The 21,324-nt window shown below is 34.8% G+C and carries 23 protein-coding genes and 1 tRNA gene; 13 read left to right on the top strand and 11 right to left on the bottom strand.

The genetic code is table 11. The features are described 5' to 3' along the window. Positions 1–86: 86 nt before the first annotated feature. Positions 87–4,574, bottom strand: coding sequence for an Ig-like domain-containing protein (locus EJ01_RS09490; RefSeq protein ID WP_157203589.1), 4,488 nt, complete (start codon positions 4,572–4,574; stop codon positions 87–89). Between the two features lie 303 nt (positions 4,575–4,877). Next, a complete protein-coding gene (locus EJ01_RS09485; protein ID WP_048082304.1) occupies positions 4,878–5,426 on the bottom strand; it encodes a TetR/AcrR family transcriptional regulator in 549 nt (182 codons plus the stop codon). A 265-nt stretch (positions 5,427–5,691) separates the two neighbouring features. Here EJ01_RS09485 and EJ01_RS09480 point away from each other — a divergent pair, with 265 nt between their 5' ends. Further along, on the top strand, positions 5,692–6,732 hold the full coding sequence (locus EJ01_RS09480) for a hypothetical protein (protein ID WP_048082303.1): 1,041 nt from the start codon (positions 5,692–5,694) through the stop codon (positions 6,730–6,732). Between the two features lie 33 nt (positions 6,733–6,765). Here EJ01_RS09480 and EJ01_RS09475 read toward each other — a convergent pair whose 3' ends face one another. After that, positions 6,766–7,857, bottom strand: coding sequence for a formate--phosphoribosylaminoimidazolecarboxamide ligase (locus tag EJ01_RS09475; protein WP_048082302.1), 1,092 nt, complete (start codon positions 7,855–7,857; stop codon positions 6,766–6,768). Positions 7,858–8,180: 323 nt separating this feature from the next. On the opposite strand from EJ01_RS09475, the gene EJ01_RS09470 reads away from it, so the two are divergent. From EJ01_RS09470 to EJ01_RS09445, 6 genes are all read left to right on the top strand, one after another. Further along, positions 8,181–8,906 (top strand): class I SAM-dependent methyltransferase, encoded by a 726-nt coding sequence (locus tag EJ01_RS09470; RefSeq protein WP_048082301.1) that lies wholly within the window; start codon positions 8,181–8,183, stop codon positions 8,904–8,906. A 23-nt stretch (positions 8,907–8,929) separates the two neighbouring features. Then, positions 8,930–9,703: a GNAT family N-acetyltransferase gene (locus EJ01_RS09465; RefSeq protein ID WP_048082300.1), complete on the top strand. Its 774-nt coding sequence runs from the start codon at positions 8,930–8,932 to the stop codon at positions 9,701–9,703. Between the two features lie 306 nt (positions 9,704–10,009). Further along, entirely contained in the window at positions 10,010–10,531 is a 522-nt protein-coding gene (locus EJ01_RS09460) for a nitroreductase family protein (RefSeq protein ID WP_048082299.1), read from the top strand. A 70-nt stretch (positions 10,532–10,601) separates the two neighbouring features. Next, complete coding sequence (locus tag EJ01_RS09455) at positions 10,602–11,210, top strand: DUF429 domain-containing protein (RefSeq protein WP_048082298.1); 609 nt, start codon at positions 10,602–10,604, stop codon at positions 11,208–11,210. Between the two features lie 179 nt (positions 11,211–11,389). Continuing rightward, positions 11,390–11,701, top strand: a complete 312-nt coding sequence (locus EJ01_RS09450; protein WP_048082297.1) for a hypothetical protein — start codon at positions 11,390–11,392, stop codon at positions 11,699–11,701. A gap of 96 nt (positions 11,702–11,797) precedes the next feature. Next, a complete protein-coding gene (locus tag EJ01_RS09445) occupies positions 11,798–12,031 on the top strand; it encodes a DUF2795 domain-containing protein (protein WP_211251453.1) in 234 nt (77 codons plus the stop codon). Positions 12,032–12,099: 68 nt separating this feature from the next. On the opposite strand, the gene EJ01_RS09440 is transcribed toward EJ01_RS09445, so the two are convergent. The 7 genes from EJ01_RS09440 to EJ01_RS09415 all read right to left on the bottom strand — a co-directional run bounded on the left by EJ01_RS09440 (position 12,100) and on the right by EJ01_RS09415 (position 16,813). Beyond that, positions 12,100–12,501, bottom strand: a complete 402-nt coding sequence (locus EJ01_RS09440) for a transglutaminase-like domain-containing protein (RefSeq protein WP_245611187.1) — start codon at positions 12,499–12,501, stop codon at positions 12,100–12,102. Positions 12,502–12,504: 3 nt separating this feature from the next. Beyond that, the gene (locus EJ01_RS17840) at positions 12,505–12,681 is read right to left on the bottom strand and encodes a hypothetical protein (protein WP_245611186.1); all 177 of its coding nucleotides are present in this window, start codon (positions 12,679–12,681) and stop codon (positions 12,505–12,507) included. Positions 12,682–12,801: 120 nt separating this feature from the next. Beyond that, entirely contained in the window at positions 12,802–13,608 is an 807-nt protein-coding gene (locus EJ01_RS09435) for a methyltransferase domain-containing protein (RefSeq protein WP_048082296.1), read from the bottom strand. Positions 13,609–13,867: 259 nt separating this feature from the next. After that, a complete protein-coding gene (locus tag EJ01_RS09430) occupies positions 13,868–14,473 on the bottom strand; it encodes a transglutaminase-like domain-containing protein (protein ID WP_048082295.1) in 606 nt (201 codons plus the stop codon). Between the two features lie 44 nt (positions 14,474–14,517). Continuing rightward, entirely contained in the window at positions 14,518–15,357 is an 840-nt protein-coding gene (locus EJ01_RS09425; protein ID WP_048082294.1) for an isocitrate lyase/PEP mutase family protein, read from the bottom strand. Positions 15,358–15,443: 86 nt separating this feature from the next. Further along, entirely contained in the window at positions 15,444–16,124 is a 681-nt protein-coding gene (locus tag EJ01_RS09420) for a dihydrofolate reductase family protein (protein WP_048082293.1), read from the bottom strand. Between the two features lie 8 nt (positions 16,125–16,132). Continuing rightward, complete coding sequence (locus EJ01_RS09415; protein WP_048082292.1) at positions 16,133–16,813, bottom strand: pyruvate kinase alpha/beta domain-containing protein; 681 nt, start codon at positions 16,811–16,813, stop codon at positions 16,133–16,135. 488 nt (positions 16,814–17,301) lie between these two features. Between EJ01_RS09415 and EJ01_RS09410 the strand changes: the two genes are divergently transcribed. The 6 genes from EJ01_RS09410 to EJ01_RS09385 all read left to right on the top strand — a co-directional run bounded on the left by EJ01_RS09410 (position 17,302) and on the right by EJ01_RS09385 (position 20,504). Further along, on the top strand, positions 17,302–18,366 hold the full coding sequence (locus EJ01_RS09410; RefSeq protein ID WP_048082291.1) for an ABC transporter permease: 1,065 nt from the start codon (positions 17,302–17,304) through the stop codon (positions 18,364–18,366). Next, positions 18,359–19,027, top strand: a complete 669-nt coding sequence (locus EJ01_RS09405; protein WP_048082254.1) for an ABC transporter ATP-binding protein — start codon at positions 18,359–18,361, stop codon at positions 19,025–19,027. Before EJ01_RS09410 ends, EJ01_RS09405 begins: the two co-directional genes overlap by 8 nt. Positions 19,028–19,309: 282 nt before the next feature. After that, complete coding sequence (locus EJ01_RS09400; RefSeq protein WP_048082255.1) at positions 19,310–19,618, top strand: hypothetical protein; 309 nt, start codon at positions 19,310–19,312, stop codon at positions 19,616–19,618. Between the two features lie 33 nt (positions 19,619–19,651). Continuing rightward, a complete protein-coding gene (locus EJ01_RS09395; protein ID WP_048082256.1) occupies positions 19,652–19,936 on the top strand; it encodes an ArsR/SmtB family transcription factor in 285 nt (94 codons plus the stop codon). Between the two features lie 15 nt (positions 19,937–19,951). Then, the gene (locus EJ01_RS09390; protein ID WP_048082257.1) at positions 19,952–20,239 is read left to right on the top strand and encodes a hypothetical protein; all 288 of its coding nucleotides are present in this window, start codon (positions 19,952–19,954) and stop codon (positions 20,237–20,239) included. 193 nt (positions 20,240–20,432) lie between these two features. Further along, positions 20,433–20,504: transfer RNA gene (locus EJ01_RS09385), tRNA-Gln, on the top strand. A gap of 58 nt (positions 20,505–20,562) precedes the next feature. Here the strand turns inward: EJ01_RS09385 and EJ01_RS09380 are convergent. Then, positions 20,563–21,318, bottom strand: coding sequence for a class I SAM-dependent methyltransferase (locus EJ01_RS09380; protein ID WP_048082273.1), 756 nt, complete (start codon positions 21,316–21,318; stop codon positions 20,563–20,565). Positions 21,319–21,324: the final 6 nt, after the last annotated feature.

Raw genomic sequence — 21,324 nt, 5'->3', positions numbered from 1 at the left:
GTTTTAAAATTTTAAATGTAACTTAAAGACTACATCTAATCCAGTGTAACATATTCAATTTAAAAAAATAAGAAAAAATAAAGGTTTTATTTTCTTTTTGGCACTAAACCACTTAAAACCAAGAATATGGCAAGTATTAAGTAGTTTAACTGCACACCTGTTTTCTGCATGCTTATTGTACTTGTTGCTTTAACTGTACTGGAACCATAGTTACCTGAAATGTTTGGATTATCGTTGCTTGGCAGTGATTGCACGTTAATGGTTATACCCTCACTGCTTCCAGAGTTATAGGTTGATGAATCAATATCTGGTGTTATTTTGTAAGTTCCATCACCTGCAGCTTTAACTGTAAAGTACAGGTAAGGGTCTCCAACAGGTACTGAGTCTATTGTCCATGTTACTGTTCTTGTTGCTGGATCATATGTACAGTTTCCAGTGTCTGCAGTAACTTTTATAAAGTCCAAACCTTCAGGTAATTTAAAGGTTATTGTAACGTTTTCTGCAGCATCAGGCCCATAATTACCAAGTTTGTAAGTGAGCAGGAATTTTTCACCGACTTCGGGGTTGTTATTGCTTGCTTTAATTTTGATATAAAGATTTGCAGCAGGACTTACAGTTAAATTACCGCTGCCAGTACTGTTTGCATAAACTGCACCATCAGAGAAACTAGCAATTATATTGTAAACTCCAGTTTTAGTCAGTTTATAACTTAAAGCAGCAAGTCCACTAGCGTCAGTTGTTGCAGTGTAGTCAGTTCCATTAACATTGAAAGTAACTATCTTACCACTTAATGGATTGCCGTTTTCATCTTTTAGTGTAACAATTAAATTAACAGTTTTACCATTGACACCAGTTGCGTTGTTTACAGTAATTGTGGTGTTTATTGTGTTTACAGTTAAAGTTCCAGTGCTTGAACTATTTGCATAAATTTTACCATCAACAAAGCCAGCAGATATTATGTAAACTCCCACAGTTTCCATGATAGGATAACTCCAAGTAGCAACTCCACTCACATCAGTAGTTACAGTGTAATCTTTCCCATTAACATTGAAAGTAACACTTTCACCGCTTACTGGACCATCTGCATCAGTTAATGTAGCAGTTAAATTAACAGTTTTACCATTGACACCAGTTGCGTTGTTTACAGTAATTGTGGTGTTTATTGTGTTTACAGTTAAAGTTCCAGTGCTTGAACTATTTGCATAAATTTTACCATCAACAAAACTAACAGATATTATGTAAACTCCCACAGTTTCCGAGATACCATAACTCCAAGTGGCAACTCCACTCACATCAGTCATGGCAGTGTAAGCATTTCCATTAACATTGAAAGTAACTGTCTTACCACTTAATGGATTGCCATTTTCATAGTTTAGTGTTGCTGTTAAATTAGCAGTCTTACCATTAACACCAGCCACATTACCAACAACCAATATTGTATCTTTAAGGTTTACAGTTAAAGTTCCAGTGCCCGAGCTGAGCATGTAATTGTCATCCCCTGCAAAATTAGCACTTACAGTGTAAACTCCCGCAGTTTCCGAGATACCATAACTCCAAGTGGCAACTCCACTCAAATCAGTTGTTGCAGAGTGGGTATTTCCATTAACATTGAAATTAACTATCTCACCATCTACAGGATTACCGTTTTCATCAGTTAGCGTTGCAGTTAAATTAACAGTTTTACCATTGACACCAGCAGCATTGCCAACTACAAGATTAGTATTTACTTTAGCTATAGTTATAGGTGTTTGAACGGTTTCATGATCAACTGCCGCATAAATAACAGCTGTACCTGCAGCATTAGCTGTGAATACCGATGCTGCCTGCCCATCAATCAGCGTACTGTCAGTTGGGTTAAGAATTCCACGAGTCCCTGTGAAACTCACAGCAGCACCGTCCGGCACATGGCCTGAAGCAGGGCCATGGTAATTTCCATCGCTGTCGTATAGCATGTTCACCGTTATAGCAGCAGTGCCTCCTTTTTTGACGGTTGCAGTGTTTGAAGTGATATTCAGCACCATCCACGGTGAATAATCCACATTTCCACCCACAAGACTGCTGAAAGTCGGATTATTTGAACCCCACCAGTTATTTTCTGCATTTGCTGAACCATAATTATAACAGCAGATAGCATTACCTGTTTTTGTTGCTGTATTATTTACAAAAGAACTGAAATGTACAGTAACTGTATAAGTACCATCATTACTGATGCATCCAATAGCACCACTATAAGCTGCAGTGTTACCAGTAAAAATACAACCACTAATATTCAAAGGATGATCAGTGTAGATAGCACCGCCATGAATTTCTGCTGTGTTGTTTATGAAGGTACAGTTGTTCAGATTCAAAGTACCGCTGCTAACGATGGCGCCCCCGTTACCACTACTAGTTGCATTCCCATTTGAAAACATTAAGTTTTTTATTGTAACGGTAAAATCATAGCCCACGAAGAATGTACTATTTTGCCCTTGAGCATCAATTATAGTATTATTCTGGCTTTCACCAATGATAGTAACATCCTTATCAATTCTTATGCCCCTGTTGTTTGCCCCGCTGTAAGTTCCTTTTGCAACATGTACTGTACCACCTGCCCTGACTTCACTAATCGCTTTTGCAAGGCTCTGTAATGGTGATGTAGGACTGCCGTCTCCAGTAGAATCATTTCCAGTATTTGGATTAACGTAAACATTGGTCAAGTCCTTTATTTTAATTGTTGTAGTTACTGTATGCCCGTTAACAGCAGCGCTTACCACAGAATTTCCAGCTGTTGAACCCGCAGTGAAAGTTGTTGTAGCATTTAAGTTCTTACTAATTGTACCGCTAGTTGGAGATACACTTCCTAAACTGTCAAAAGTAAACACAACATCCTCATCAGGAACAGTACCTAAACTAGAAACATCTATACCTGCTGAATTGTATTTTAAATTAACTTTTACAGTGGTAATCCCCCCAATGTCAACTAAGTTATCTCTGCTTGTAAGGGTAAGCACAATCCATGGGTCAGCAACAACATTGCTGTTGACCCTATTTGCATTTACGGGGCTGGTTCCGCTGAAATTAGTACCCCACCAGTTATTAATTGCATCTATTGTACTGTCAGAATATATGTCATTGGTTCCAGTATTTCCATAAATACAGTTAAAGTGAATGTTGCAAGTGCCTGCGTTATTACCACAATAGATAGCACTGCCTTTAGTTGTTGCAGTGTTACCTGTGAAAACGCTGCCAGTTATATTCAATGCATTATTAGAGCCAGATTTTCCATCATCTCTCTGGGAAATAGCACCACCTTTCGCTGCAGTGTTACGAGTAAATGTACTATTATTAATGGTCAAACTGCCGTAATTTGAAATTGCACCTGCAGAATTTGCTGTGTTACCTGCAAATGTACTTAGATCAATAGCCATAGTCCCATAATTCTCAATAGCGCCGCCAATGTTAGTTGCATGGTTATTTGTGAAAGTACAGCCTGCAATAGTACTAGTACCGCTGCTCCATATAGCGCCGCTTTCTGCAGTATTATCTTCAAAAGTACTGAAAGTAGCGGTTAAAGTGCCTGTATTGTAGATAGCAGCCCCATCACCTTCTGTAATTGTAATATTCGCATTGTTACCAGTGAAAGTACAACCATTTATAATACAAATACCACCATTATTGTAGATAGCACCACCAGTAGTCGCATTGTTACCAGTGAAAGTACAACCAGTTGCAGTACAAGTACCCCCAGTATTGTAGATAGCACCGCCATTACGTGCGGCGTTATTAATGAATTGACAGTTATTTAAATATAGAGTACCATAAGAATATATTGCTCCATCTCCACCAGAACCTCCCGCTTGAAATATCTTTAAATCATTTAGTGTGAGGTTAGCCCTACCCCCAACATTAATTAGCCAATGCCACCAACTATTGATTATGACGTCGTCTGCATTCCCAGTATCCCCTTTAATTGTAACCTTTTTAGTGATGTATATATGGTAATTACCCGTTCCAGCATAGGTTCCACTCGCCAAATGTATCGTTCCACCATCATTAACCAAGTCCAGCGCATATTTTATTGTTTGGACAGGTTTACTAAATGAACCACGACCATCAGCGTCCTTTCCAGTTGTAGAAACATAAACATCATTCATTCCCAGCTTGAAATTCGCTGCTCCATAACTGGTATCATCTGCACCAGAAGCCACAGCAATATTTTTACTGGACGAAATATGGCCAGGATAACTTGCAGTGACAGTGAATACATTATTACTGCTGAAGAAACTTAAAGTATAAGTCCCGTCGCTGCCAGTGGTTGTACTTGCGAGTTTAGTTCCACCTTTAGAAGCTGTTACTGTAACACCAGAAAATGGGGTTCCATCGGAACATTTAAGCACTTTACCTGAAATCACGACTTTTGAAGGAACATTATTCATAGCGGCTGCTGTCGAATTAGCGGCAGATAGCTGTGTAGAACTGTTATTTGATTGTGTAGTATTATTCGAATTATCTGCAGCCGAAACTGCATTACATGCAAGCAAAATAAGTATTAATGTTAAAGTCAATAGAATTACTTGTTTTTTAATCTTTTTCACCTCCCTTTTAAAATTATTACAATAAATTCGTCTTTTTAACTCTACTTGTAAATTTTTTAACTATAGCATCTTATAAGATGCTATAATCAATAGGTTATTAGTTGTTATTTCATATATAAAGATTATTAAATATGATAAGAAAAAATAGTGGTTATATAATACTAATTTTAAAAAAATTCATTTTTAAAAGTTGAATTTAAAAAAAAATAGGTCTTATATATTACCACTCTCAAAAAAAAATCTTTTAAAAGTTGAATGTAAAAAAATAAGTTCATTTACAAATTTAAATATTTTTTCCCATGGTTACTCAATGCAAAGCGTAAGATTATAAATAAATCTTTCTAAAATCTGATCACGAAGGGGATTATGGCCACCCTGGTACCTTCCAAGGTTCGACATGTATACAAAGGAGAATATAGAAAGTGTAAAAACCATATAATCTATTTTCTGGTTGGGAATATGCTTTTCAATGTATTTACTGAAACCTTCTGTGCTCTCTTTCCAGATTGGCCCAGTTACTTTTCTATCCTGGTTAAACCCTAAATTGAAGAACTCAAAATTATTCCAGAAAAACTTATCCAGGTTTTTAACACATGTTTCTAAAAAGTCCTTGGGGTCTTCAAACTCTTTATCAACAAAAATAAGTGAAGATGCATCTTTATTCAATTTTTCCATGCCGTAAATCATAACCTGATTAAAAAGATTCTGTTTAGTTTTAAACTTGGTATATAAAGTCATCTCAGTAAAACCGGCTTCAGCTGCTATAATTCTAGTAGTGGCACCGGCGTATCCCCTTTTACTAAACAATTTTAATGCAGCATCTAAGATTTTCTGTTTAGTTTCATCAGTCATATAAATCAACCATATATTAAATTTTGAGCCATTTTAAATTTTTCTCAAAAACATATGAACTTTACCTTGAAAGTACAACCCGCAGCATTACCTCCGGGCATAAACGTAATTACACTAATTATAATATAAAAATCACATATTCCTTATTTTAAAAATCAACCATATACTTATAAAAGTGTTTACAGACTATGTAAAAATCAAAATTATAAAAGTACAATGGTCTTTTAATAACGATTATTAAAAATATATTTAGAGGCGAGTTATAATGGTTAAATGCCCTAACTGCGGTATTGAATATGATGATGATTCTATAAAATGTTTAGTTTGCGGATATATGTTCAAAGAATCCCCAGAAAAAAATGTAAAAATTCAAAATGTAAGAGCAACTGAAAATAAATTTAGTTTACAGGCTATTTTTGCAGGGACTCTTGTTTATTCAGGATTAATGTTTTTTATTGGAATGCTGGTAGTTTTACTGGGCCTGTACCATCCCCTAAACCTATCCGAATTTGGGTCTGCATTCATATTTGCAGTTATAGTGCCCCTCATAATAGGTAACATCCTGGCTTGCTGGATTGGAAACAGCAGTTATCAGCAGAGCATGCTTAATGGAGGAATAATAGGAATTTTACCGGTTCTAGTACTTTCACTTTTTGGTTTAGGTGATTTCAGTATTTTATTCCTTTTCTTCATCATGGGAACTTTAGGTGGAATTTTAGGTAAGGTTATAACAACCAGGCTAATAAAAAATCCCCAAACAAATTATATGAAAAAAATTAGATTTACCATGGTATTTCTTTTTATAATAACAGGCTGTATCCTCGGTACGACAATGGCAATTGCAGGTGCCGGCAACAACACAACATATGACCAGAAGGGAATCTCATTCAGTTATTTTGGAGAGTTAGTTACACTGGACAACCCCGTAAATACACATCCCTTCGGTACAGGAAATAACCTTACTGTAATTACAGCATTGAACGGAGTAAATAATACAGGAACCCAATCAGATGCTTTACTTATAAGTAAAGGTCCTGTGACAATGTCATTACAGGATTATACCAATGCAGAAAAAGCGTCTATTCAAAAAGCTAACTGCACAATCATTTCAGAAACAAATTCAACTGTAGATGGAGTTCCGGCCACTGAGATTGATTACAACAGCACCAGCAATATTGCAGGAGTAGAGTTACTTCTTATAAAAAATAACAGTATTTACAGTCTGAACTTCAATTATGATAATAACAACGAGATCCAGCGGTATATTTGCTTTTTACCTATTGAAAAAAGTTTGCATATACAGTAAATCAATTTAAATAAAAAAAAGGAAGTGGTATCATCAGGTGATGACTACTTCTAACTTATCTTCTTCTACCGCGTTTTTAATTTCACGTGCTATTCTGCGCCCCATACTCATGAATTCACCGAACATGATGTAACTGTAAGCAGAAGCATGCATGAATGTGTTTGTTCCACCATCTATCCTTGCACTCATTTCGAACACAACGATTTCAAGGTTATCAGTACACAAAGTCTGTAAACAGAATGGACCGTTCATTCCAGGTTTTACTAATTCTTTAGCGGCTTCAACAAGGTTGTCACCAATATCGAATACCTGTGGGAGTAATGATTCCCGTATAACCACAGGGTGGTTACCTGTTATGACATAAGATGGATCCAGTGCAAGCTCAAGCTGATCTTTAGCTGGAATTCTTGTTACACCGTCGATATTGGATTCAAATCTGCTGTCCATACCTAAAACTTCGACTTCATCTTTTAATGCAGAATAGAAGAAGTGAATACAATAATTACATCCGGAAACGTATTCTTCGATGTGTGCCTTTTCTATATCATCTTCTGTAATCCATTCCCTGTCGATCATGTTGATAATTTTTTTATCGAATTCTTCAGGCGATGCTGCCACGAAATATCCTTTTCCGCCCCTTGCACCTGGGAATTTTACCATTACAGTCCTGTCAATGTCTGCACTGCTTTCGAATTTTTTAGGTATCCTTATGTCTGATGCCAGAAGAAGTTTCCTTTCAAGGTCTCTTTCAGCTTCCCATCTTAAGATGGACCTGTTCCCAAACATTGGAACATAAAATTCACTTTCAACACGATCAAGTCCTGCATAGGCTATAAAAGAACCATGTGGGACAATAATACAGTTTAAATCGCGTAATTTTTGTTGTACATCTTCATTTACTATATCGCTGAATTTATCAACAAGTATAAATTCATCAGCAACTCCGAAACGCTGGTATGGTACTTCACGTCCTTTTTCGCACACTACAGCTGTCCTGAAACCTTCTTCTTTTGCTCCTTTTAGTATATGTAAAGATGTATGACTTCCTAATGTTGCAATGGTTATGTCTTTTTTATCATATTTATTTAAGATATCAAGGATTTTCTGTCTATCTACTAAACTCATTTTGAATCTCCCCTGTCTTATTTTGAATAATAAATAAATTTTGTCTATTGTAATAGTTATTCTTTTTGTCTTGATCACCACGCCATACCAAATTAGGAACTATTTAGAAAATACGAATACTATTTTTTTGGAAAATCCTGAAAATTGGCCTTAGTAATCTAACATAAAAGAAGATACCTATTCTAATTAACTTTTTAAGTTAATTTGTCATGTATATATCTTATTCCTATCTTTAAACATCATATTATCAATTTTGCATTTTCTGGAAGTTTAAGTTATAAACTGCGATAACATTTTAAATATCTAACCTAAATATTATATTTATGAAAGGCAAAGTCATCGGAGATATCCTTGTTTTAAAAAATGAACCGGATAATTTACAGGAATTACTAGATTTACCTGAAGTAAAACGTATAGTTAAATTAGGACGTATAAATGGCCCTAAAAGAGAGCCAGAAGTTAAGATGCTTGTTGGTGATAACACCGAGACAATTCACAGGGAAAACCACTGTTTTTTCAAGTTAGATGTTGCCAGAATAATGTGGTCTAAGGGAAACACAGGGGAAAGGAAAAGGATGGCAACTCTGGCTGAAGACGATGAAACCATCGTTGATATGTTCGCTGGAATTGGATATTTTTCTATACCGCTTGCTGTACACTCCAATCCTGCCAAAATTTATTCATTAGAAATAAATCCAGTGTCATATGGCTACTTAAAGGAAAATATCATGCTTAATAAAGTTGAAGACATAATAGAACCAATATTAGGTGACTGCAGAGAATTTGCACCTAAAAATTTTGCAGATAGGGTTTTAATGGGCTATATTGGAAATACACACGAGTACCTGGATAAAGCAGTGGACATCGTGAAGCCAGGGGGCATTATCCACTATCACGAATCAGTGCCGGATAAGTTAAAATTTGAAAGACCACCTCAAAGGATAATTGACGCTGCAGATGGGCGTGATGTGGAAATATTAAATAAAAGAATCATAAAAAAATATTCTCCCGGCGTTTACCACGTTGTAATAGATGCACGAATTGAATAAATTAATTAATTTTGCGTGATTATATGAACACTCATCAAAAAATATCTAATTTGATTGAATATAATACTGCAAAGTTTTTTCTTAATTTAGGGCATTTAAATGGTGATGAGATCTGTGATACCCATGAAATTAAATATATATTCACAAAAAACTGGTTCAGCCGCATTTTCATGGCAAATTTCAAGGAGTCGGACATATCTACAAGTATTGAACAGATAGCCTCCATGATTAAAAAGTTAAATATATCTGCTTCATGGTACATCACACCCCAATCACATCCTGCAAACCTACAAAAATTCCTTAAATTTCATGGTTTTACCCATAAAGATGATTGGAGCGCCATGGCAATTGATCTTAAAACCACTCCGGAGAGTTTTGATATTCCAGAAGCTATGGAGATAAAAGAAGTTCTTAATTTAGATGAACTCAAAACATGGACTGATATCCTGGTAAAAAGCTTTGAATTCCCAGAAATAACCCAGTCTTATAAAAAATATTTTATTAATGCAGGACTTGAAAGCCTTAATTCTCATTATTACCTAGGATTCTTAAATGAGAAGCCAGCAGCTACAGGCGTACTCTTTGATGGTGAAGGAGCTGCAGGTTTATTTTATATTGGAACAGTTCCAGAGGCTAGAAGACAAGGTATAGCCAAAGCTATGGTTTGTTATCTCCTCAGTACTGCAAAAAAGAAAGGATACCCTATTTCTGTTTTACAGGCAAGCGAAATGGGATATCCAGTTTACAAAAAGATTGGTTTTAAGAAATATTACACTACAAAAATTTACAGGAGATAAAATTCCATTTAACCTCAAAATAATCAAGTTTCAAAAGATTAAAAATTTAGATTTACGCTCATGTCTAAATGGTTGTGCCGATGTTACTTTGAATTTTTATGAGTTATGTTGTTAAGTAAATTACACTCTTCCAAATATCATTTCATATAATTAATTGATATTATAATTTAACATAAATCATGAAGTGTGCACATGATCATTAACATGAGCGTAAGAATTTATCTCATAATTATATTAAATATAAAAAACAAAGTATAAAATAAGATAAATGCTCTTAATCTCCTAAAAGAGGTGTGTTGTGGTAATATGGACTTATATGAAGCTATAAGAAATAGGAGAAGTATAAGGAAGTATAAAGACAGAGAAATTGATGATGATCTTATAAATAAAATAATTGAAGCAGGGGTGTGGGCCCCATCTGCCGGGAATCTACAAAGCTGGGAAGTTGTAGTGGTAAAAGACCCTGAAATAAAATCTCAACTTGCAGTTGCATGTTACATACGGGAATTCATTGCAGAAGCCGCTGCTGTGCTGGTAATGTGTGCCTATAAACGGAAATCAAACGCAGCATATGGTGAAAGAGGACAGGAACTTTACTGCATACAGGATGCCGCGTGTGCAGCTCAAAATATGCTCCTTATGATCCATGATCTTGGATTAGGGGCCTGCTGGAATGGATCCTTTGATGAAGATTCAGTTTCAGCTTTATTAGGAATTCCAGATGGTGTAAGACCCGTAGCAATAATTACTGTGGGCTATCCTGATGAAAAGCCTATTCCCCCACCAAGGGAAGAAATTGAAGACTTCATTCATCATGAAACATATTAATTCAAAAACATCAGTATTTCAAATTTACTTTTTAATTACTGAATAACACTCAACTAGACAACTGATAAATATGGATAAAATCATTGGAATAGATCTATCAGGAAAAACCGAAAATCCAACAGGAATCTGCTTTTTAGATGCACATAATCTTAATTTTAACACTTTTTTTGGAAATAAAGAGATTTTAAGTTATATATATAAGAAAAAACCGTCTTTAATTGTAATTGATGCTCCACTATCCCTTCCAAAGGGCAGATGCTGCCTGAGTAAAGACTGCAGCTGCAGTAAAAAAGGAGGGCATTTCAGGGAAGCAGAAGCGGAAATGCGCAAATATGGGAGAACACTGCCTCTTACCTTCCGTGGAATGAGAATGCTTACAGAAAGAGGCATTAAAATAGCAGAGAAACTTAGAGAGGAATACACTGTCTTAGAATCCCATCCGAGGACTGTTCAAAAAATTTTAGGTCTTTCCAATTTATATAAAGACTTAACAAAATATTTTGAATTACCAGAAAATGTCAGTGAACACGAACTGGATGCTGCACTGCTTGTTATATCTGGCATCTTTTATGCACAAGAAGAATTTATGGAGTTTGGTGACGTGGATGAAGGCACCATAATTCTCCCTAAAGAAAACAGGAATATAAATGATATTTTAAATTTTAAGATGTTTCCCTGATTTAATATAATATTAAACTATATTATTCTATGCATTTACAATATTGAAGTTAAAATAAACCTAATTTAAACTTATTAATCCATTTAATGATGATTTCAGATTATTTATTTATGCCTTTTTTAATCAAATAGTAATATTATTTATCATATGATGATCATAATAAGTACATGAGACCTCCAATGACAAAAAGGGAATCTGTACTCAAGGCTACGTATGAAATATTGAGATATAACAAATATTCAGGTGTTGCAACTTTTATATTCAGAACAAAATTAATGGAACGCCTGCATGAATATAATGATGATATAATTCGTGACCTTGAGGAAATATTGATCAGATATGAGTTGATATTAAAAGACAAAAAGACCCAGCTTTTAATACCTACAAAAAAGCTGTTATATGCCCCCGAATTTCAATTATTATACCTCAGTAAAAAGACGGCAGTTCCAATAAGTAATAAAATTAGACAATCCCGATTCCCGAGAATATAAAATGAATTGAACAATAACACGGTATATGGTAAGCTGTTTAAATAGCATATTCATCCAACCAACAATCTAATTAAAAATGATTAAAGGAGTGATATAATGGCCGGAATGAGCCCTGAAGCCGTTTATAATTATTTAGGTGGCGTACAGTATCCAGCTAAAAAGCCTGAATTAATTAAACACGCCAAAATTAACGGCGCTGGCGCAGATGTAATCAATGCTTTAGAAACTCTTCCTGATGAAGAGTATAAATCTCAAGATGAACTTATCAGGATAGGATCAGAGCTTAAACATAAAGAATGGTCAGAAATTAGGCATGAACACGGCAGATAATAAACTATAAATTCTTTTAGTACCCTATTAAAATAATTCTCTTATTCTTTTTAATGAATTTTATGCAATTAGGTACTGTTCTCAATTAGCCTATCTGGAATCTTTTCCATAAGTTCATCAACTGTTTCAGCACCATTAAAAGCAGTTATAACAGATTCAACAGGTTTGCTGTATATTCCATGATAATCTACCTCACCATCCTTCGAAACTGGAAATGCAAGCTTTTCCCCATCAACTGAAAACTGGGCGTTTACATCTTCCCTGTTGCCTCTAGCATCCAGCCTATACCATTTATTATCTAAAAATACTGCATTAAGCCCATGGAGTATGTATCCTCCCCCATGAGTAAGTCTTTGGTAGCAAAAACCTGTTGGAACTCCCAAAAATCTCAGCATTGCAGCAAGCAAATTAGATTTTGCAAAACAAATTCCATGACCATTATCCAGAACTTCAGACGCTTTAAAAGTCACTTTCTAGCCATTGATGTCCAGTGAATGGAGTATTTCATCCCGTACAAATTCATAAATATTTTTGATAGTTTCAAGCTGATTTTTAGAATCTAAAGATAATTTTAGCGCCTTTTCCTGAATCATGGAACTATTGTAATCCATGATTTCAGAATCTTTCAAATAATCTGTTATATCATCCATCTGACTGCAAATTTTCGACCCCAAACTTTTTATGTTTTTCGTATTTTTATCTGCTTATTAAAATACAAATTAGTTTCATCTTCAACTAAAAAAAATAAAAAAAGTTGTCAAACCAGGTTTTCAATCTCTTACCGCAGTACCCTTAAAGAAGTTATAAAAGAAAACCCCATCAGGCTCTGTTGTTTTATATAAGTCTTCTATCCCCTTTTTCCAGGATTCAACATCCATCATACCTGAAGAAATTGCCTGTTCTTTAACTCCTTCCACCATCGCAATAATAGTCCTTTTATTGAACCCTTCCACTAAATCAGGTTTACTTGCATCTACATATACTATTTTAGGTGAAACCTGAACATTTTCAAACCCTGAATTTTTTAAGAGGGGATAAATTTCCCTTCCAATCATCGGGTTACAGTCCAGTCCAGTTTGACACTCTATCAAGCATTCCCAAGCTTTAACCGATTCTTCTGTTTCAGGATAAAAATAGCATGACCCATGATCTCCTTCAATTACAGTGATTGAACCCCCTTTCTTAAGAACTCTCCTTAAACTTTCCAGTGCAGCTATTGGATCCTTTAGATGCTCAAGCACGAAACAGACAAATATATGATCAAAAGTTTCATCCTCAAATGGTAAATTTAGAAGGTCTGCCCTTTGAAATTCAACATTAGAGAAGTCATTTTGTTCCATTAACTCTTTTGCCTGCATTATTGAGTCTTCAGATATATCAATTGAAGTGATTTCAGCTTTAGGGCTGCTTTTTGCAAGCCTTATCGTTTGAGCCCCCACCCCACAGCCTGCTTCTAAAACCTTGCTTCCTGCAGGGTATTTAGTACCACTATGCAGAAGATCAGCGAGCGTATTTGCCTGATCAAGTAGTCTGTTAGACTCCTCTTCAGAATATCCGTGAACATAATCATTACCCATAATAATCATTCCCTATTAAAATTTGTTGGTCCATTAAACTAATTTATATTTTCATTTTTGATCTTTGCCCCTCATTTAGTCTTTTAACGCCGAACTTTATTTAAAGAGTGATAAGATCAATATATCAGTGAAACTTTGAATAAATTTTATACAGGATAGTGCTATTTAAAGCTTTACAGCACATATATGTACGTTTAATGAGAAAATAATAGAAATATCCATAATTAAAAGTTTATTTAAATGGCTTAAAACTGTTTAATTACTCTAATAACCAGTCCATATCAAATATTTTATCTAAAGCTTCATTTAAATTTCTACTCTGCCTCAATATTTCCACAACTCTTCTGTCTGGCTCAGCATATATAACCCTAAAATCAACTTCATTTTTCTCTTCTTCGGGCAAGTAAGCAAGATATTCCTCACCAATGCTAAATCTAGCATTGATCCCGTTTCCATTTCCACGGGCATCCAGCCTGATCCATTTATCAATACTCCCGATGAAAACTGCATTCAGCCCATGCAAACCCATTTTCCCATCAAATTCAAGTTTCTGATAGCAAAATCCAGTTGGGATCCCAAGATACCTCAAAATAGCAGCTAATAAATGAGAATTGGCAAAACATAGGCCGTGTTTAAACTTCAAAACGTTCGATGCATTCCAAGTTACATTACCACTGCCAATATCTACCGAATGAGAAATTTCGTCACGTACAAATTCATAAACAGTTTTTATTAGCCAAATTTCATCATTGATCCCTTTTGATAAATTTAAGGCAGTTCTCTGGATATCTAAATCTTCAAAATTTATAATCTCAGAGGAAGCAAGATATCTGGTCATGTCAATAGTTTCAGGAGTTAACTGCATTTAATCACCACATACGCTTTCCATAAATGAAAAAATAAAATATATCATTTATTTAACAATTCATTCAATTGCACAGGCCCATATAAATGTTCTAAAGCATCTACAAGATTATCCTCTTTAAGATAGTGGAGTGAGTTATTAATTGCCTGAAGGCTGGAATATATCAACAAAGTAGGCAAACTAACCCTTGCTACTCCCAATTTCCTTAAATCATCAATTGTAAAATTATTGATATTGTAAGGCTGACCTGCTGCAATGCTAACTGGCCCTTTTACTCCCTTCACGATCTGTTTAACCTCATCCAGTGTTGAGGCATACGTTACAAATGCAAGATCAGCTCCCACTTCAAGATATTGATTAGCACGATCTATTGCAAGATCCAATCCTTCAGATCTATCATCAGTTGATTTTAAAGCATCCGTCCTCCCATTTATTATAAAATCATGGTAACCTTCTATCTCTGCAGTTTCTCTGGCCACCATAATTTTTTGGGCCATTAAATCAGCATCTATTATAGACAGTTTACTTTTTCCATCAGGAATCTGGTCTTCAATATTAAGTCCGGCAACCCCTACCTCCAGATATCTTTCAACTGTGTCAATTACTACTTCAGGCCCACCGAACCCATCTTCAGCATCAGCCATGACTGGAACATCCACTGATTCAACAATCCTGCGTGTTAATTCGATATTTTCATCAAGAGTAACGTCGATTTCTCGCTTATAACCTGCAGAAATTGAAAAACTGTATCCCGAACATTGAACGGCTTTAAATCCTGCATTTTCAATTAGTTTAGCACTTATTGGATCATATGCATCAGGTACGACCAGTGTTTCACCTGAATTTAAAAGTTCTTTGAGTTTTTTGCTTTTCATAAAATCCATTCTAAACATCCACCATGTTATTTAGATTAATATATTATTGGAATTTCCAAATTTTAAGAGCTAAAATTTAAACTTCATCATGACCCTCATTTAATAATATCATATTTAATCCAGATTATATCATCTTTTAATTTATTAATATGTACTAATTTAAGTTTTATTGTATTATTTAGAGGATTTAAATCATTAGAAATAAAAATTGAACTTTCATTTATATTCCCAACAAGTTCAGGGTGGATAAGCAAGTGAATTTCGTCTGCTAAACCTCCATTAAGGAGGACACCGTTTAAAATACCTCCACTGTCTACCCTAATAGATCTTATCCCATATTTAGAATTTAATCTTTCCATTGCGCCCTTCAAATCCACATATTTTTCGCCTGCAATTATATAATCAATATCCCTCCCTTTCAAAAAATCCAGATATTCTTCAGGTGTTGCTTTAGAGCATAGGACAATAATATCCCTCAAATAGGGCATCTTAAATAATTCATCCCATATCCTGATCTGTCCTTTACTGTCTGGAATAACTAAAAACGGTCTTAAATCCTCTGGATCTTTTTCTCTGTTAACCAGTGATTCTAAATCTTCTTCACGGATTTCCCCAGGTTCGGCCCCAAGTCCTGTTAAAACAGTATTACTTCCCATTAACACTGCATCAATATCCCATTTAGAAACAAGATCATAATATAACTCAATATCTGCATTAAAACCTGTTATCCTCCCATCAAGGCTAACTGCGTTGTATAAAATAACATGCGGCAACATAATATTCACTACCTTAAATATTCTATATTTATATCTGGATTCAGAGCAATTCCTGGTTTTGCTAGTAACTCAACAAATCTGAAACCTTTTGAGGGATGAAAAATATTTGCAGATGCGCAGCTTTTTAAAATCCATGCTGTATCAAGGCCCATCTCAGTACCTGCACATGCAAGTACCAGTTCATTTTCCGGAATGACTCCTGCATCAGTGGTCATTAAAACAGATTCCATAGATACTAATGTTCCAGGCGAAATTAATTCAAGTGTTTTTGCCATGACATCAATAGATGTAATTTTTTGGAGGTGTAATCTCATTGAAAAAGTAGGCCCAAAAAGTGGAATAGTTCCCCGAACAACTTCAACATTTAATTCATTTAATTTAGACATATTTTCTTCTGTAATATTCATAGGGACTCTTTTTAATCCTTTTTTAATCCATTCATCCCTTCTTTTCTTGAGTTCAGGTATTTCAGCAAATAGATCTTTACCCATCTCATTTACTTCCCAGTACATGCCTTGAGGGCATGTAACACAAACTATTTTCTTATTTTTTATTCTTTCAGCTATTTTAAGAGCACTATCCCCTGTAATGGACGCTACTACAATATAATTCACTTCCAAAGAGGCATCTTTTAAGATTTCTATCACTTCATCAGTATTTACAGGACCTGGTCTTTCAAAAACTTTCATATTAACTTCCCCTCGTAAAGAATGTATTACTATAATATTTAAACCAATTTAGCTTTTTGTAACTGAACCATTACTAAAATACTCCATACTACTTTTAAGGGCGTGTAAAATAGTATATATTTATATATATGCTCTAATGCATTTAATTACATCAAATTTTAATTTAATATTAAATTAAGTCCATAATATCATTTAAAAAAATAAATCCACAAGTTATATCCTCTTTTTTTAAAATTTCAATATCTTTAGATTTGGGAATAAAATGGAAAAACTTGGGTTAAAAATCCGGTTAAAATCGGGTAAATCTCGGAAAAACTATTTTTAAAGGTTATTATAACCTTAATATTAGCACTAAAGAGAAGGAGGTAATTTATATGTCATAATTTACTTTATATTTCCAAAATTATCACGTATCTTTGCTAAATATCAAAAATAGTCAATTTAAATCAATTATGTAAAATTAAAATTTGTAAGTTTAAGGTGAAAAAATGAATCTTTACAAATTAGCGTTTAATAATATCCTCAGGAAAAAGCTTAGAAGCTCATTAACCATGCTGGGGATAATAATCGGCGCTGCAACTATCCTAATACTCATGGGTACCACTGCAGGACTAGCTTCAGCAGTTAAAGACCAGACCAGCGAGTATATGTATGATGTTATAATCGCGCCAGCGTCCAGTAGTGGATCCTACTTACTGGATTCGCAAACGGTTTCGAAGGTAGATAAATTATCTAACATCTATGATTTACAGGAAGTAACTGTATTTTCAGAGGACATAAATGGAAAAACAGTTACTATCGGTGGTACAAATGACTGGAAGAAAGTTAAAATAAAAAGTGGAACACCCGGAGTGGTAATTAACCATGCAGTTGCAGATAAGCTTGGCCTGGGCATTGGAGATAAAATAAAAGTTAAAAACCAGGAACTAACCATCACCGGAATATCTAACGAAGAACAGGTAGATGAAGACGTAATGGGTATTTACGTAAACCAGCACCTTGCAAAGCAAATGGCTGGTAACAAAGTAAGAGCCATCTACGCCCGAACAAATGGAGATCCAAAGACCGTTGCAAATGATGTAGAAAAGCAGGTAAAAGGAGTTAATGTAGAAACTAAATCAGAAAAAGTCGCTAAAGTTCAGGAATGGAGTAATAAAGCATTGCTCTTTATGGGAATGATTGCAGGTATAGCCCTGGTTGTGGGAATTATAAGTGTAGTAAATACCATGATGATGAGTGTTATGGAAAGAACAAGAGAATTAGGAGTTTTAAAAGCAATTGGATTTACAAACTGGGATTTAAAAGGGAGTATACTCTTTGAATCCGGCCTCCTGGGATTTTCAGGATCAGTCATAGGAATCATAATTGGAATTGCAGGAATCATATTAGTGGCAAAGATGTTGAATTTTACAACATATATTCCAGAAATGATGCCGCTGTGGTTAATTGGAAGTGTGATTATAGGATCCACCATTTTAAGTATTCTGGCAGGATTATATCCAGCAGTGCGTGCTTCAAAATTAAATGTTGTGGAGGCACTTAGACATGAATAAAACAGTACTTGAATTTAAAAATGTTTGGAAAACTTATACAATGGGAGATGAAACTGTAAATGCCCTTGCAGGCCTAAATCTGGCTCTAGAGAAAGGTTCCTTTACAGCAGTCATGGGGCCATCTGGATCAGGTAAATCAACGTTCCTGCACGTGGCTGGAATACTAGACATGCCCACCAGAGGTACATTTCAAATTAATGGAAAGGAAACTCATAAATTATCAGTTAAAGAGCAGGCAAGGCTTAGAAGGGATGAAATTGGCTTTATATTTCAGCGTTTTAACTTGATGTCGCAGCTTACAGTCCTTGAAAATGTCATGCTCCCCATGATAAAAGAGGATACAAAAAAAGCTGTAGACCTTTTAAACAAAATGGGATTAGCAGGAAAATATAATAAGCGCCCAGGACAGCTTTCAGGGGGAGAACAACAGCGTGTTGCAATAGCCAGAGCACTTATAAATGATCCATCCATTATACTGGCGGATGAACCAACAGGAGAACTTGACACCAAAAATGCGGACTCTATAATGCAGATACTTCAAGATTTAAACAGGGATGAAGGAGTAAGCATTGTTATGGTTACCCACAATCCCTCATCAGCAGAGTTTGCAGGTGAAATTCTCCATATGAGCGACGGTAATTTCGTCAAGTGGAGCAAATAAGCTTATAAATTTTCTTTTAATTTTTTAATACTTAAAAATGAAGAGAAATATCCGCCCTAATTAATAGAACTCAAAGGAATCAACTAATTATTAAAATTTATTTAATTAGTAATCAAATTTGGGAATAAAATGTAAAAAGATGGAGTAAATTTCGGAAAAACTTTTTTAGTGTTATTGGATTGATCTACTAATACAATTCATATAATAAAAAGATGAATCATTTAATATTAATGGCCGTTATAGTGTTATAAAACCTTTATAATAGCCATGAGGTTTAAAAAAATGTTATTTGGAGCACCAGACTTATTAACAAGTGCAATTGTAGTTATAACCGTTATACTGGGGCTTGGAACCATTTTCCTGTTATGCGGACTGCTCTATATTTACTGGGGAAATTACAGGGAAACAAAATCAGGTTATGCAGTAGGCCTTTTATTATTTGCATCAGCTTTACTGCTCCAAAATATCCTGTTAACAGCAACTTACTTTATCAGCATACTTGATCACTGGTATGAAGGAATTGTAATGTTTGCGCTTATCCTTTTTGAATTTATAGCCCTTTCAATACTCTTTAAAATAAGCTGGGAATGAATATTAATAACAATTACAAATTAGGGGTCTTTCATGAAAAAAAAGTTTCTGTGGTGGTTAATTGTAGGTACTAAAGGAGGTAAAAACCGCGCCAGAATAATTAATGAACTTAAAGAGAGGCCTTATAATATTCACCAGCTTGCAGAAAAGCTTGAACTTGATTATAAAACAGTTCAACACCACATGGGAGTTTTAGAAGAATCCGGCGTTGTTACATCAAGTGGGGAAAAATACGGCAGGTTATACTTCCTTTCAGATAAAATGGAAGAGAACTACGACACGTTCCATGAAATATGGTCCCAATTTCAGAAAAAATAGATTAAGAGGTTAAAAATGATACCGCCCGAATTTTTAAATGTTATAATAATCTCCAGTAAGATACTTGGAATTGGAAACATATTCCTGTTAACAGGGCTGCTGTATATTTACTGGAGAAGTTATAAAGAAATGAAATCCAAATATACCTCAGGATTGCTTTTCTTTGCATCATTTTTCCTGTTTCAAACCATAGCCCTAGCAGTAGCACTCTTTTCCATAAAATGGTTTGTAACTGAGTTTTTCATCGTGCTGTTGGAATTCATTGCACTTTCAATACTCCTGAAAATAAGCTGGGAAAGATGATTTATTATCATTCAAGTGCAAAATTCATTCAAATCATGAATTTTGAATTTGATCAGCTAAGTCCATTACCATTAGACTTCCAGATTATAAGTTTAATATGATTCGGACTGCAAAACAAGGTATGATTAAAAAATATTAAGTCCAACATATCCAAAAAGTATTTATACCAAATCAGAAATATAATTTTTTTTACAGTCCCTTGGGGTAGTGGTAATCCTGTGAGGCTCTGGACCTTTCGACGGCGGTTCGACTCCGCCAGGGACTACTCTTTTTTAATGTTTTAATTTGCTTAATCTTTAAAAAAAAGAAAATAAAAGTTTTTTTTATAGTTCAGCTACAATAAGCATTTCATAATCTTCTGTGGTTAGCTCGTCTTCTCTACTGTAATTTCCAATTTTAGATGCAAATATATCAATTTTACTGAAATTCAGTGATTTAAGGAGCCATGTAATTTCAGAAGGCACATAATACCGTTCATTGCAATTTAAAACCATAGGATTTCCATCGTCATCTTCAATTTCCATGGTAGATATATCACGGAAAGTCATGAGGTCAAATGAATTCCCTTCACTCACACCTTCCACCGCGTTGGAATTTATGAAATCTTTAACAGAGTGGTAAAGAGGATAAAGACCATTTAATGTAGTAAATATCAGCTTTCCATTCTTTTTTAATGCTTTAGCAGCATTCTTTAAGATTTCAAAGTTCATTTCGTCAGTTTCCATTAAAGAAAATCCTCCTTCACATAACATAATTACCAGATCAAACTCATCTTCAAACTTCAATTTTCTAGCATCTGCCTGCTGAAAATTCAAATTTACAGCAGCTTTCTGGGCTTTTTCCCTTGCTTTGGCCAGCATGGATTCTGAAAGATCGATTCCTGTGACGTTGTAGCCCCTCTTTGCAAGCTCTATGTCATGCCTGCCGGTCCCACATCCAATATCAAGGATTTTACAGTTTTTATCATAATTTATCTCTTTTTCGATGAAATCCACTTCTCCAAGGGTTCCCTGGGTGTAAATCTCATTCTCATATTTATTAGCGTAGTTTGTAAATAGTTCTTCGTACCATTGTTTCATTTTAAT

It is taken from the genome of Methanobacterium veterum (assembly GCF_000745485.1).
GTDB classification, from domain to species: domain Archaea; phylum Methanobacteriota; class Methanobacteria; order Methanobacteriales; family Methanobacteriaceae; genus Methanobacterium_D; species Methanobacterium_D veterum.
The sequence above is the reverse complement of the archived record's forward strand: the minus strand, read 5'-3'. Positions and strand labels throughout refer to the sequence as shown.

What these genes read in the sequence shown, in the direction of transcription:
- EJ01_RS09485 (WP_048082304.1), bottom strand. Translation starts at nt 5,426, where the DNA reads ATGACTGATGAAACTAAACAGAAAATCTTAGATGCTGCATTAAAATTG.
- EJ01_RS09480 (WP_048082303.1), top strand. Translation starts at nt 5,692, where the DNA reads ATGGTTAAATGCCCTAACTGCGGTATTGAATATGATGATGATTCTATA.
- EJ01_RS09475 (WP_048082302.1), bottom strand. Translation starts at nt 7,857, where the DNA reads ATGAGTTTAGTAGATAGACAGAAAATCCTTGATATCTTAAATAAATAT.
- EJ01_RS09470 (WP_048082301.1), top strand. Translation starts at nt 8,181, where the DNA reads ATGAAAGGCAAAGTCATCGGAGATATCCTTGTTTTAAAAAATGAACCG.
- EJ01_RS09465 (WP_048082300.1), top strand. Translation starts at nt 8,930, where the DNA reads ATGAACACTCATCAAAAAATATCTAATTTGATTGAATATAATACTGCA.
- EJ01_RS09460 (WP_048082299.1), top strand. Translation starts at nt 10,010, where the DNA reads ATGGACTTATATGAAGCTATAAGAAATAGGAGAAGTATAAGGAAGTAT.
- EJ01_RS09455 (WP_048082298.1), top strand. Translation starts at nt 10,602, where the DNA reads ATGGATAAAATCATTGGAATAGATCTATCAGGAAAAACCGAAAATCCA.
- EJ01_RS09450 (WP_048082297.1), top strand. Translation starts at nt 11,390, where the DNA reads ATGACAAAAAGGGAATCTGTACTCAAGGCTACGTATGAAATATTGAGA.
- EJ01_RS09445 (WP_211251453.1), top strand. Translation starts at nt 11,798, where the DNA reads ATGGCCGGAATGAGCCCTGAAGCCGTTTATAATTATTTAGGTGGCGTA.
- EJ01_RS17840 (WP_245611186.1), bottom strand. Translation starts at nt 12,681, where the DNA reads ATGGATGATATAACAGATTATTTGAAAGATTCTGAAATCATGGATTAC.
- EJ01_RS09435 (WP_048082296.1), bottom strand. Translation starts at nt 13,608, where the DNA reads ATGGGTAATGATTATGTTCACGGATATTCTGAAGAGGAGTCTAACAGA.
- EJ01_RS09430 (WP_048082295.1), bottom strand. Translation starts at nt 14,473, where the DNA reads ATGCAGTTAACTCCTGAAACTATTGACATGACCAGATATCTTGCTTCC.
- EJ01_RS09425 (WP_048082294.1), bottom strand. Translation starts at nt 15,357, where the DNA reads ATGGATTTTATGAAAAGCAAAAAACTCAAAGAACTTTTAAATTCAGGT.
- EJ01_RS09420 (WP_048082293.1), bottom strand. Translation starts at nt 16,124, where the DNA reads ATGTTGCCGCATGTTATTTTATACAACGCAGTTAGCCTTGATGGGAGG.
- EJ01_RS09415 (WP_048082292.1), bottom strand. Translation starts at nt 16,813, where the DNA reads ATGAAAGTTTTTGAAAGACCAGGTCCTGTAAATACTGATGAAGTGATA.
- EJ01_RS09410 (WP_048082291.1), top strand. Translation starts at nt 17,302, where the DNA reads ATGAATCTTTACAAATTAGCGTTTAATAATATCCTCAGGAAAAAGCTT.
- EJ01_RS09405 (WP_048082254.1), top strand. Translation starts at nt 18,359, where the DNA reads ATGAATAAAACAGTACTTGAATTTAAAAATGTTTGGAAAACTTATACA.
- EJ01_RS09400 (WP_048082255.1), top strand. Translation starts at nt 19,310, where the DNA reads ATGTTATTTGGAGCACCAGACTTATTAACAAGTGCAATTGTAGTTATA.
- EJ01_RS09395 (WP_048082256.1), top strand. Translation starts at nt 19,652, where the DNA reads ATGAAAAAAAAGTTTCTGTGGTGGTTAATTGTAGGTACTAAAGGAGGT.
- EJ01_RS09390 (WP_048082257.1), top strand. Translation starts at nt 19,952, where the DNA reads ATGATACCGCCCGAATTTTTAAATGTTATAATAATCTCCAGTAAGATA.
- EJ01_RS09380 (WP_048082273.1), bottom strand. Translation starts at nt 21,318, where the DNA reads ATGAAACAATGGTACGAAGAACTATTTACAAACTACGCTAATAAATAT.